This window comes from Rhodococcus sp. 05-340-2, assembly GCF_002258915.1.
In the GTDB taxonomy this organism is placed as follows: domain Bacteria; phylum Actinomycetota; class Actinomycetes; order Mycobacteriales; family Mycobacteriaceae; genus Rhodococcoides.
The window spans coordinates 357,705-369,662 of record NZ_NOYU01000006.1 but is presented as its reverse complement, the minus strand read 5'-3'; the positions used below and the strand labels follow the sequence as shown (position 1 = coordinate 369,662).

Annotated in this window: 14 protein-coding genes; 6 read left to right on the top strand and 8 right to left on the bottom strand. The window is 65.2% G+C overall.

All coding sequences use genetic code 11. From position 1 onward, the window contains the following. Positions 1–8: 8 nt before the first annotated feature. The 6 genes from CH271_RS03255 to CH271_RS28665 all read right to left on the bottom strand — a co-directional run bounded on the left by CH271_RS03255 (position 9) and on the right by CH271_RS28665 (position 4,769). Positions 9–695, bottom strand: a complete 687-nt coding sequence (locus CH271_RS03255; protein ID WP_094632636.1) for a GOLPH3/VPS74 family protein — start codon at positions 693–695, stop codon at positions 9–11. After that, the gene (locus CH271_RS03250) at positions 692–1,111 is read right to left on the bottom strand and encodes a DUF1801 domain-containing protein (protein WP_094632635.1); all 420 of its coding nucleotides are present in this window, start codon (positions 1,109–1,111) and stop codon (positions 692–694) included. The genes CH271_RS03255 and CH271_RS03250 overlap by 4 nt, the downstream gene beginning before the upstream one ends. Beyond that, a complete protein-coding gene (locus tag CH271_RS03245) occupies positions 1,108–1,452 on the bottom strand; it encodes a UBP-type zinc finger domain-containing protein (protein WP_032380273.1) in 345 nt (114 codons plus the stop codon). The genes CH271_RS03250 and CH271_RS03245 overlap by 4 nt, the downstream gene beginning before the upstream one ends. Continuing rightward, complete coding sequence (locus CH271_RS29480; RefSeq protein ID WP_094632634.1) at positions 1,449–2,882, bottom strand: ATP-binding protein; 1,434 nt, start codon at positions 2,880–2,882, stop codon at positions 1,449–1,451. The genes CH271_RS03245 and CH271_RS29480 overlap by 4 nt, the downstream gene beginning before the upstream one ends. Next, positions 2,879–4,534, bottom strand: coding sequence for an FAD-dependent oxidoreductase (locus tag CH271_RS03235; RefSeq protein WP_094632633.1), 1,656 nt, complete (start codon positions 4,532–4,534; stop codon positions 2,879–2,881). The genes CH271_RS29480 and CH271_RS03235 overlap by 4 nt, the downstream gene beginning before the upstream one ends. A gap of 97 nt (positions 4,535–4,631) precedes the next feature. Next, positions 4,632–4,769, bottom strand: coding sequence for a hypothetical protein (locus CH271_RS28665; protein WP_155288428.1), 138 nt, complete (start codon positions 4,767–4,769; stop codon positions 4,632–4,634). A 197-nt stretch (positions 4,770–4,966) separates the two neighbouring features. Between CH271_RS28665 and CH271_RS03230 the strand changes: the two genes are divergently transcribed. The 6 genes from CH271_RS03230 to CH271_RS03205 all read left to right on the top strand — a co-directional run bounded on the left by CH271_RS03230 (position 4,967) and on the right by CH271_RS03205 (position 10,660). Continuing rightward, entirely contained in the window at positions 4,967–5,764 is a 798-nt protein-coding gene (locus tag CH271_RS03230) for a DUF1206 domain-containing protein (RefSeq protein ID WP_037186744.1), read from the top strand. A 133-nt stretch (positions 5,765–5,897) separates the two neighbouring features. Then, positions 5,898–6,356 (top strand): SRPBCC family protein, encoded by a 459-nt coding sequence (locus tag CH271_RS03225; RefSeq protein WP_094632632.1) that lies wholly within the window; start codon positions 5,898–5,900, stop codon positions 6,354–6,356. Positions 6,357–6,451: 95 nt separating this feature from the next. Further along, positions 6,452–6,724, top strand: coding sequence for a GlsB/YeaQ/YmgE family stress response membrane protein (locus CH271_RS03220; RefSeq protein WP_094632631.1), 273 nt, complete (start codon positions 6,452–6,454; stop codon positions 6,722–6,724). A 151-nt stretch (positions 6,725–6,875) separates the two neighbouring features. After that, entirely contained in the window at positions 6,876–7,592 is a 717-nt protein-coding gene (locus tag CH271_RS03215) for a phosphatidylserine decarboxylase (protein WP_037188588.1), read from the top strand. A gap of 8 nt (positions 7,593–7,600) precedes the next feature. Then, positions 7,601–8,455, top strand: coding sequence for a CDP-diacylglycerol--serine O-phosphatidyltransferase (gene pssA, locus CH271_RS03210; RefSeq protein WP_037186737.1), 855 nt, complete (start codon positions 7,601–7,603; stop codon positions 8,453–8,455). Positions 8,456–8,479: 24 nt separating this feature from the next. After that, positions 8,480–10,660, top strand: a complete 2,181-nt coding sequence (locus tag CH271_RS03205; protein ID WP_094632630.1) for an AAA family ATPase — start codon at positions 8,480–8,482, stop codon at positions 10,658–10,660. A 4-nt stretch (positions 10,661–10,664) separates the two neighbouring features. On the opposite strand, the gene CH271_RS03200 is transcribed toward CH271_RS03205, so the two are convergent. Together CH271_RS03200 and CH271_RS03195 are read right to left on the bottom strand one after the other, a co-directional pair. Continuing rightward, complete coding sequence (locus CH271_RS03200) at positions 10,665–11,417, bottom strand: isocitrate lyase/PEP mutase family protein (RefSeq protein ID WP_094632629.1); 753 nt, start codon at positions 11,415–11,417, stop codon at positions 10,665–10,667. Between the two features lie 62 nt (positions 11,418–11,479). Beyond that, positions 11,480–11,890 carry an NUDIX hydrolase gene (locus tag CH271_RS03195; RefSeq protein WP_353955473.1) on the bottom strand — a complete coding sequence of 137 codons (411 nt, stop codon included), beginning with the start codon at positions 11,888–11,890 and terminating at the stop codon, positions 11,480–11,482. Positions 11,891–11,958 lie beyond the last annotated feature (68 nt).

Here is an 11,958-nt window from a genome sequence, read left to right as displayed (position 1 = left end):
CCTGGCCTTCAGCTGCTCGTGGTCGACACGATGACGGGCACCATCACCGCGGCCATCACCGCGGCGTTCACATCCGAGACGGCCTTGCGCACAGCCGCGCCGGCCCACTCTCCTTCGGCGATCTGCTTCGCGCGGTGCTTCAGCTGCTTCTTGTCCGCGTCCACGATCACCTTGTGCGTCAGATCGACCGCCGAGATCAACGAGATCAACGCGGCCGTGTGGGGCGACGGCGTCGTCCCGTCGACCAGCGCGCTGCGCAGGGCATCTCGCAACACCTTCTCGTGCGAGGTGTCACGAGCAGGCCACGTCGTCGTCGGGAACAATCCCCACACCTTGTCCTTCTTCTCGGTCACGAAGCCCTGTGCGACGAGACGCGCAGCCAGTTCCTTCGCCACATTCTTCTGCGATTTCTCGATCACCTTCTGGGGCTTCATCGGCCGCGACGCCGACGCGACGAGATCGAACACCCGACGCAACGCCGGGTCACTCGGAGATTCGGTCGTGGAGCCTGCGACGACCACATGGTCCTTCTTGATCTCCTCGTCGGGACCGGTGATGCGCAGCGATCCGCTCATCGCGAGCTCGACCACCAACGCACCCGCCAGTACCCGCGGCAACTTCGTGCTGTCGGCCAGCGGCCTGCCCGAGTCGTCGTCGAGCAACAACAGCAGCAGGTCCTCCGCGATCACGGTCATGACGCGAGGTTACCCAGTATGTACGGGTAGTTGTATGCCACCAGTTGCTCGAGAATCGCTATGTCCACATCGGCGAGCTTGTTCACGTACAGGCAACCTGCTCCTCGCTTGTGTTTTCCCAGCTGTTCGAGCAAGACGTCCGATTCGGGGGCGTACGTCGTGCCGTACAGCGACAGACTCGCCTTTCGCGGAGAGAACCCGACGACAAAACACTCGCCCCGACGACCACTGTCCGTGGCGTACCGGTAGGAACCGAAACCCACCATCGTCGGCCCCCACATCACTGCCGGCTCCCCGGTCACCCGACCCATCATCTCCGCAAGAACGAGACCGTCCGCACGGCGAACCGGGTGCTCCACAGCGGCGAGGAAATCCTCGGCCGACACCTCGGTGGGTCGCGTCAGGTTCGCGTTCAATTGATCAGACTCTGCCAGTTCGACGGTACCCGCTCACGCGGACCGGGAACGGTCTGATCGAGTGGATGATGTTGCGGTGGAGCCAATTCCGGCCCGTCGTACATCTGCTCGTCGGCGTAGTTGTAGAACCACTCCTCGCCGGGCTCGTAGCTCCGCACGAACTGGTGCCGGGTGGACTCGGCATGTTTGCTGGCGTGCTGGGACGGCGAGGAATCACAACATCCGATGTGCCCGCACTGCGCGCACCGTCTCAGATGCACCCACCAACCCTGCGTCTGCGTGCACTCCACGCACCCCGGGCCCGACGGTGGTACCTGCGGATCGATGCCTTCGATGGTCATGATGCCTCCTCTGTCGCCGGGTTGACGGGTAGCCGCACGATGAATCGCGTGTCACCGGGTTCGGACACCACTCGCAGCTCACCCTGATGCTTGTTCACCACGATGCGCCACGAGATGTCCAGGCCGAGACCGGTGCCTTCGCCGACCGGCTTGGTCGTGAAGAACGGCTCGAAAATGCGCGACCGAATCTCCTGCGGCACACCGGGTCCGGTATCACAAATCTCGATCTGGACCTGATCCTCGTCCAACGATGTACGCACCGTCAACGTGCCCTTCGCGCCCATGGCCTGCACCGCGTTGTCGATCAGGTTCGTCCACACCTGATTGAGCTCGGCGGCGTAGACCGGGATGGGCGGCACTGCGGGGTCGTAATCCTTCACCACCCGGATGTCGTCACCGATCTTGCGGCCCAACATGATCAGCGTGCTGTCGAGCAGTTCGCGCACATCCACCGTTCGGTACGGCGCACGATCCATCTGCGAATACTGCTTCGCGGCACCGACGAGCGTGGAGATCCGGGTGGTCGAATCTGCGATCTCGTTCATCAACAACTCGGTTTCGACGGTGTAGTTGAGCCACCGGATCGCACCCTCGAGCATCGTCGGATCGTCGACCGTCGCCGCGACCCGGTCGAGCCACGGAACATCGAGACCGGCCGAGACGAACGTCGGAGCCAGATCCCAACCGTCGCCGATGCCCTTGTCCTCGAACCATTCTCCGAGTTCGTCCTCGCGGTCCGACGCCTCCATCGCGGTCAGCTTCGGAGCCTTGGCCACCAGCTCCACGGCCTCGTTCTGCAGTCCGACCAGATGCGCCATGCTGCCGCGATCGAGAGTGCCGCCGGCGATCATCGCCAACTTCTGCCGCATGTGCGCCACCCGATCACGCAACGCCGATGTCGCCCGCACCGCAGCCGCCGCCGGATTGTTCAGCTCGTGCGTCAACCCGGCCGACAGAGAACCCAACGCCAACAAGCGTTCTCGCTGTTCGACTATCTGCTTGGTGTTCTGATTGCCGAAGAACAATCCCTCGAGCAGGTGCAGCGCCATCGGGAACCACTCCCGCACGATGGACGCGAAGCACTCGGCGTCGAGCACGAAGAACCGGGAGCGTTCGGTCACCCGCATCGAACCCTGGTACGTCTGCGGCACCCGATCACCCAGGTAGGCCTGCCACGCACCCGCGTACACCCCGCGCTGCGAGGTGCGATTGACCACCAGATCCTCCCCGCCCGAGAGCTTCGAGAGCACCACGGCTCCGTCCATCAGAACGTAGAAGCACGTAGCCGGATCACCCTCCGAGTACACCGGCCCCGGCTCGATCGTCTCGATACGCCCGTCTCGACAGAGTTCCGCCAACTGCGCGTCGGTGAGCTGCTCGAACAGGAACAGCGTCCGCAATTCCTCCGGATCACATATGGGTGTATTCACGGGTTCGCCAGATATCTGTGCACCAGCATCACGGCCATCGCTCCCTCTCCCACTGCCGACGCGACGCGTTTGGCCGAGTCGGACCGTACGTCACCGGCAGCGAACACACCGGGCACACTCGTCTCGAGGTGGTGTGGGAGCCGAGTGGGCGTCCACCCGGCAGGCCCACGACCGTCGACGACGAGATCCGGCCCGGTGACCACAAATCCATGGTCGTCCCTCACGAGCACTCCGTCGAGCCACTCGGTGCGCGGTGCCGCCCCGATGAACAGGAACAGATACTGCGCGTCGACGGTCGAGGTCTCGTCGGTTGCCCGGTTGCGCAGCGTGATCGACTCGAGGTGACCGTCGCCCGACACACCCACGACCTCGGTGCACGGCCGAACGCTGATCTTCGGATTCTCTTCGATCTGTTTGATGAGGTAGTACGACATCGACGCCTCGAGGGAAGACGCCCTGATCAGAATGGTCACCGACTTGGCCCCGCGCGAGAGATACACCGCCGCCTGACCCGCCGAGTTCGCGCCGCCCACGATGTAGACGTCCTGCTCGGCGCACCGCGCCGCCTCGGTCATCGCCGACCCGTAGAACACGCCTCGGCCGGTGAAGTCGTCGATTCCGGGTGCGTCCAGCCGGCGATAGGCGACACCGGTGGACAGGATGATCGTCTGCGCACTGATGCTGCGGCCGTCGGCGAACCGCACGGTTCTCGCGGCACCGTTGGTTTCCAGACCGACGACGTCCTGGGTGGTGACCACCTCGGCACCGAACTTCAACGCCTGCCGCCGAGCCCGCTCGGCGAGCTGCGCGCCCGACACCCCGTCGGGAAAGCCCAGGTAGTTCTCGATTCGAGAACTCTGACCGGCCTGGCCGCCGGTGGCGGTCCGTTCGATCAGGGTCGTCCGCAGACCCTCGGACGCGCCGTAGAGCGCAGCTCCGAGTCCCGCCGGTCCGCCGCCGATGACAACCAGGTCGTAGAACTCCTCGGACGGGGACACCGTCAACCCGAGCCGATTGCCCAGCTCGGCATCGGACGGTTCGATCAACGCATCGCCCTCGGTGGTGATGACCACCGGCAAGCGGCTTCCGTCCACGCCGGCGGCCGCCAGCAGCCGTGCACCCTCGGACTCGTCGGACATGTACCAGCGATACGGCAGCTGATTGCGAGCAAGAAACTCACGGATCTCCGACGAGCGCGCGGACCAACGATGGCCGATGATCTTGGTGTCCTCGACGGCCCGGTGGTCGTACGCACACCAGGCCTCGAGTTGGGCGTCGAGCACGGGGTAGAGCTTTTCCTCGGGCGGATCCCACGGCTTGAGCAGGTAGTAGTCGAGATCGATGACGTTGATCGCGTCGATCGCGGCGTCGGTGTCCGCGTATGCGGTGAGGAGGATGCGACGGGCCGTCGGGAAGATGTCCATGGCCTGCTCGAGAAATTCCATGCCGCTCATCTGCGGCATGCGGTAGTCGGCCAACAGAATGGCGACCGGGGTGCCGCGCAGCGCGAGTTCCTTCAGGGCGTCGAGCGCCCCGGCACCGGACTCGGCGCGCACGATGCGGTACTGCTCACCGTAGCGACGACGCAGATCGCGGGCGACCGATCTCGACACTCCGGGATCGTCGTCGACGCTGAGAATGACCGGTTTCATGACCCTCCAGGACTGGTGCTCGTCAACCCTTCGAGCATGCCACCACCGGGCCGGTTATGGGAGGCCAGTGGTGGCGTCGAGCCTGGGAACAGCGGGGTCAGATTCGGCCGCGTCGAATCAGATCGATTTCTTGCGGGGTGAGCAGCCGCTCGAGCTTCTCGGCCGGCCAGGTACGCGGGCTGCCACTCATCCTGGCGGTCTTCAACAGGGGCAGATCACTGCTGGTACGACGCATTATCGACTGTAATTTCACGGTGGATCACTCCGAACAATTTCTTCGTTGGTCCCGACACTCCGCTTGCTACATCGATCAGTGTCCGCCCGGTGTTAACGCCGCGGTGGGATCTCGTGCGGCGTTTTGCCGCGCGAGACAGTTTCCTCGGCCTACGGTCGGGGTAAACGGCTGCCCAATCTACTGATCGGGGAACGTTCGTGAACACGTCGGGAAATTCTGTGGCCAGTTCCGTGCAGAACAACGGAGCATTCGAGAAAGCTGCGCGAGGCGGCCACTTCGTCAGTGGAGTGCTGCACATCCTCATCGGCTACATCGCCATCCGGTTGGCGTTCGGTCAGGCAGGCAACGCAGACCAGTCCGGTGCACTCGCCGAGCTGGCCGAGAAGCCGGGCGGAAAGATCGCGCTCTGGGTGGCGGTGGTCGCCTTCGTGGCGCTGGCACTGTGGCGCATCGTCGAGGCGATCGTCGGCAAGAAATCCGACGCCGACGCCGGGAGTGCGATGGACCGTCTCAAAGCGGCCGCACTGGCCGTCGTCTACATCGCGTTCGCGTTCTCGACCTACGGATTCGCCACCGGCTCGGGCAAGTCCAGCGGACAACAGAACGCCGGCTGGTCCGCGCGACTGATGGAATCGGGCGGCGGCAAGCTCGTGCTCATCGCCATCGCGCTCGTGGTCATCGGAGTCGGTGGATATCACGTCTACAAGGGTGTTTCGAAGAACTTCCTCGACGATCTCGAAGGGCACCAGAGCGGGGCCGTCGTCAAACTCGGCATCGCCGGATACGCCGCCAAGGGCACTGCCCTGGTCGGAGCCGGACTCCTCGTCGTGGTGGCCGTTCTGCAATCCGATCCGTCGAAGGCAACCGGCATCGACGGTGCTCTCAAGACCCTCGGCTCGCAGCCCTACGGACAGGTTCTGCTGATCCTCGCCGGAGTGGGCATCGCGCTCTACGGGCTGTACGCGTTCGTCCTGGCTCGCTTCGCTCGCATGTGAGCGGGAGTGGAGCCTGCGGAACGACCCAATTGAGCGGGAGTGGAGCCTGGTCAATTGTGTCCGTTGACACATAGGATGCGCACGATTGAGTGTGACAGTCAGTTGCATTTACCTCACTACCTGGAGGCCCACGTTGAGCAAGACCCTCGAAGCCACGATCGACATCGCCGCGAGCCCCGAGACCGTGTGGTCCATCGTCTCGGACCTGCAGCGCATGGGTGAGTGGAGCCCGCAGTGCAAGAAGATGAAGGTCTTCGGCGGACCGATCGGCAAGGGCACCAAGACGCTCAACATCAATCGCAAGGGGATGCTCGTCTGGCCGACCACCTCCAAGGTCGTCACCTTCGAGCCCAACCGACAACTCGCTTTCCGCGTCGTCGAGAACAAGACGATCTGGTCCTACACCCTCACCCCCACCGCGACCGGAACGACCGTCGTCGAGAAGCGGGAAGCCCCCAGCGGCACGTCGGCGGTGTCGTCGTTGTTGGTCAAGCGGGTCCTCGGCGGAATCGACGAGTTCGATGTCGAGTTGATCGACGGTATGAACAAGACTCTGCGTCGCATCAAGACGGAAAGTGAAAAGTCCCGCTAAAAAATTTTTCTCAGGAATGTTTCAGGTTTGTTTCTCTCGGGCATCCGGCTGTTCGAACAGACCCGTTCAACAAACACGGAAAGAGGGGGCCCAACATGACACCCACACTCGGCTGGATTGCTTGGATCATCATCGGTGGACTCGCCGGCTGGATCGGCAGCAAGATCATGAAGACCGATGCGCAGATGGGCATCATCCTGAACATCGTCGTCGGTATCATCGGTGGATTGCTCGGCGGATTCCTGCTCAGCGCTGTCGGTGTCGACGTTGCAGGCGGTGGCCTGATCTTCAGCTTCATCACCTGCCTCATCGGCGCGTGCATCCTGCTGTTCCTGGTCAAGCTCGTGACGGGACGCAGCCGCGTCTGATCGACTCGCACCTCTCGTCTGCCGGGGCACCTCACGTACGCTGTGAGGGCCTCGGCAGTCGTGCGTTCGACGCATGATTCGCTTTCAGCACCATGAACTGCCAGCACCCGTTATTGCCGACAAGTACAGTCGCCGACAGTTAGAGGAGACCGTGGCACGCCGTCCCGCCCCGATTGGTCAACCGCCCCGCACCGGAGTGGCTCACATCGTCGATTTGGTTCGTGAAACGGTTCCACCGCTACACCCCGCAGGCCTGCCGTTCGTCGGCGGTCCGCTCGCCGTCGCAGTTCTCGGCCGCCGCTCCAAGTGGGTCCGCAACGCCGGTCTCGTCGCCGCCGGAGCCTGCGCCACCTTCTTCCGCCACCCGTCGCGAGTGCCGCCGAATCGCCCCGGCGTCGTCGTCGCTCCCGCCGACGGTCTGGTCACGCTCGTCGACACCGCCGTGCCGCCTGCCGAGCTCGATCTGGGCTCGCAGCCGGTCCCGCGCGTGAGCATTTTCCTCTCGGTCCTCGACGTCCACGTGCAGCGCGTTCCCGTTGCCGGTCGAGTGGTCGAGGTCGTACACCGCCGTGGCCAGTTCAAATCCGCGGACCTGGCCGAGGCCAGCGAGGTCAACGAGCGCAACAGCATGCACATCAGGACCGACTCGGGACACGACGTCGCCGTCGTGCAGATCGCCGGCCTCATCGCTCGACGCATCATCAACAACGCGAAGGTCGGCGACGCACTGTCGATCGGCGACACCTACGGACTGATCCGATTCGGGTCCCGCGTGGACACCTACTTCCCCGCAGGCACCACACTGCTGGTCGAACGCGGCCAACGTGCGGTCGGTGCCGAGACGGTCCTCGCCGAGCTTCCGCAGTAGAAGCCGACATGATCACCAGACGCGCCAAGCCGCCCGCTGCCATCCGTCTGCTGCCGTCCGTCGTCACGATCCTCGCGTTGTGCTCCGGCCTGTCCGCGGTCAAGTTCGCTCTCGACGGCCAGCTCGGCACCGCGCTCGCCATGATCGGTGCCGCGGCGATCCTCGACGCGTTGGACGGTCGCATCGCCCGATTGCTCGACGCCACCAGCAAGATCGGTGCCGAACTGGACTCGCTGTCCGACGCCATCTCGTTCGGTGTGGCCCCGGCACTGGTGCTGTACGTGACGCTGCTCGAGGGCAGCAGCGGCGGCTGGATCGTGGCGTTGGTCTACGCGGTGAGCATCGTGCTGCGCCTCGCGCGCTTCAACACTCTGCTCGACGAGGACGACACTCCTGCCTACGCGCGCGAGTACTTCACCGGAGTTCCCGCCCCCGCCGGTGCGCTCATCGCCATGGCACCGATCGCGGGCTTCGAGCAATTCGGTGACGGCTGGTGGGCCTCGTTCTACGTCGTTGCCGGTTGGGCGATCCTCACCGCCGGTCTGATCGTCAGCCGCATCCCCACGTTGGCGCTCAAGACCGTCTCGGTGCCGCCGCGGCTGGCCGCGATCCTGCTGGTGCTGGTTGCGCTGCTCGCTGCCGCGCTCATCACCTTCCCGCTGATTCTGCTGATGGGCTTGGTGCTGGCCTACCTGGTGCACATCCCGTTCGCGGTGCGCTCGCAGCGTTGGACCGCCGCGCGCCCATACACGTGGGACGCCAAGCCGGCCGAGCGCCGCGCCGAGCGTCGGGCCATCCGCCGCGCGCCGGGTAACAATCGCCGATCGCAGGCTCGTCTGGGACTGCGTCGACCTCGCAGTTAGTGTCTCGCCGCTACTGTTGACCGTGTGACCGAATCTCGCTCGACGACGCCTGAGCTCGTTCTCACTGCACGCCTCAACACCTCAGCGGCCGATGCCCGACGCGGCGTCGTGCGCCTGCATCCGGAAGTGCTCGCGGCTCTGGGCCTGAGGGAGTGGGATGCGGTGTCGCTCATCGGTTCTCGTCGCACGGCCGCCGTCGTCGCCGCGGCTCCCGACGGGTCACCTCAGGGCACCGCATTACTGGACGACGTGACCCTCTCCAACACCGGACTTCGCGAAAATGCTTCTGTCGCAGTCGGACCCGTCACGGTCTACGGGGCAAGGACCGTCACGGTGACAGGCTCGTCGCTCGCCACCGGTTCCATCTCCGACGCCACCCTGCGGCAAGCGTTGCTGGGCAAGGTGCTGACGGTGGGCGACACGGTCTCGCTCCTCCCCCGCGACCTCGGGCCCGGCACCTCGACCACTTCGGCGACGCAGGCTCTGTCGAGGACGTTCGGGGTTGCCTGGACCACCGAGTTGCTGACGGTCTCGGCCGTCGATCCGTCGGGTGGGCCGGTGAGTGTGCAGCCCAATTCGGCGGTCGGGTGGGGCAGCGGCACCGTCACCGCTGTCCAGGCACCGGCAGCGTCGGTTCCCGCGCCGAAGACCTCGGCACCACCGGTGAGCGTGGCCGATCTGGTGGGAGTCAGCGCCCAACAGTCCAAGCTCACCGAGTGGCTACGGCTGGCGTTGGACGAGTCGGAGTTGTTGGCGACGCTCGGCGCATCGCCGCATCTCGGGGTGTTGATCACCGGACCGGGCGGGGTCGGCAAGGCGACGTTGGCGCGGGCGGTCGTCGGCGAACGCGCATGCGTCGTGCTGGACGGACCGTCGATCGGTGCGCTCGAGGCGTCGGCCCGGGTCGATCGGGTCACCGCGGCCGTCGACCAGCTTGCGGGTTCGGGAGTTCTGCTCATCACCGATGTCGACGCGTTGCTGCCCTCCGAGCCCGAACCGGCGTCCACGTTCGTCCTCGACGTACTGCGCCGGGCCGTCGACACTCCCGGCCTGGCCCTGATCGCGACGACGGCTCATCCGGAGGCAACCGATCCCAGACTGCGCGGTCAGGACCTGTGCGATCGTGAGCTCACCCTGACCTTGCCCGACGCGGCGGGCCGCAAGGGATTGCTCGAGCACCTGCTGCGTAAGGTTCCGCAGGGCGACGTCGATCTGGGCGAGATCGCTTCACGGACACCGGGTTTTGTGGTCGCCGATCTGGCCGCACTGACGCGGGAGGCGGCGCTGCGAGCGGCGGCGCGCGCATCGAACGATTCGGCCGCGGCCTCGTTGACGCAGGAAGATCTGGTGGGCGCCCTTCAGGTGATCCGCCCACTGTCACGTTCGGGGAGCGAAGAACTGGCCATCGGCAGTCTCACGCTCGAGGACGTCGGCGACATGGTCGAAACCAAGCAGGCACTGACCGAGGCGGTGCTGTGGCCGCTGCGGCACCCGGATTCGTTCGCGCGCTTGGGAATCGAGCCGCCGCGAGGAGTTCTGCTGTACGGTCCGCCCGGCTGCGGCAAGACGTTCCTCGTACGGGCACTCGCCAGTTCCGGGCAGCTCAGCGTGCACTCGGTCAAGGGCGCAGAACTGATGGACAAGTGGGTCGGCTCCTCGGAAAAGGCTGTCCGAGAACTCTTTCAACGTGCCCGCGATTCCGCTCCGTCGCTGATCTTCCTCGACGAGGTGGATGCGCTCGTGCCCCGACGCGGCCAGAGTTCGGATTCCGGCGTCGGCGATCGGGTCGTCGCGGCGCTGCTGACCGAACTCGACGGCGTCGAACCGTTGCGCGACGTCGTCGTACTCGGGGCAACCAACCGACCCGATCTGATCGATCCCGCACTGCTCCGGCCCGGCCGACTCGAGCGCCTGGTGTTCGTGCCACCGCCGGATTCCGATGCCCGCGTGGACATCCTGAAGGCGTCGGGCAAATCCGTCCCGCTCGCCGAAGACGTGGATCTGGAGTCGTTGGCGCGCGATCTCGAGGGCTACTCCGCGGCCGATTGCGCAGCACTGCTGCGCGAGGCCGCGTTGACGGCGATGCGTCGGTCGATGGATGCAGCCGACGTCACCGCCGCCGATGTCGCCGCCGCTCGGGCGACGGTGAAGCCGTCACTCGATCCCGAGCAGGTGGCGCATCTGCAGGCCTACGGGAGTGCCTAGCGGCTCACTTCCAGCGGCCGAGGATCTCCTCTGCCCGCTTGGCCAGCTCCATCTGGAAGATCGGCCCGAAGCTGATACGTCCGACGCCGAGGGATGCGAAGTGCGACAGGTCGCCCTCGGCCGGGTTGGCGATGGCGTTGATGGGCAGTGGGAGTTCCTCGGCGAGACGCTTGTAGTCGGCGTCGTTGTGGAATCCGACGGGGTAGAGCGAGTCGGCTCCGGCTGCGGCGCACAGCTTCAGACGTGCGATGGCGCGCTCGACGCGGTCGCTCTCGTCGCCGATGGCCTTGACGAACAGGTCGGTGCGGGCGTTGATGACCACGTGCACGTCGGTGGCGTCGGATGCGGCGCGCAGTGCTCCGACGAAGTCGGCATGTTCCTGCGCTTCGCGGAGGCGTCCGCCTTCGCTGTGCACGGTGTCCTCGATGTTGAGGCCGACGGCTCCGACGGAGACGAGGCCGTCGATCAGTCGCTTGGGGTCCTCGCCGTAGCCGGATTCGATGTCGACCGACAGCGGCACGTCGACGGCTGCGGAAATCTGCGAGATGCGGGCGAGCAGTTCGTCGAAGGTCATGCCTTCGTTGTCGGGCTTGCCGATGGAATCGGCGACGGGGTGGCTTCCGACGGTCAGCGCGGTGAAGCCTGCGGACACTGCCAGGTTGGCGGACCAGGCGTCCCAGACGGTCGGCAGGACGACCGGGTTTCCGGGCTGGTGCAGCTCGAGCAGGGTGGTGGCTTTCTGGGACAGGTTCGTCATAGAGGACTCCTTCGCGGTGGCTGTGGAGAACGTACGTTCTCTCAACAACCAACATACGCGCTTCAGTCGATCAAATCGAGTGCTTTCATCCGGTCGAACACCATCAGCGATCCCGGAGCGACGTCGGACATGGCCGCGTACTCGTCGCGGGTGAAGTACCTGATCTCTGCGATTTCATTGGTCGGCGACGGCTCGTTCGCCAGGTCGGCGAGGAAACAGGTGATCTCGAGCGGGGTATTCGGTGGGTGCCCCCATGCCTGACACTCGAACACCCCGAGCAGCCGGACGTCCGTCACCGCCGCATCGAGCTCTTCTCTGATCTCTCGGTGCAGTGCCTGCTCGGGTGTCTCGCCGGGGTCGATCTTGCCGCCCGCCATGTAGAACGCGGATTTGCCGGCCGATCGCGTCTGGATCATTCGACGATCCCGGACGTAGGCCAATCCGGCGGTACGAATGAGCCTCGAATCGGTCACCGATGCGCTCCCCTCACTCACGGACTCGCAGCGTTCTGTACCGCTTGGCACGCCGCCTACCTCGCAAA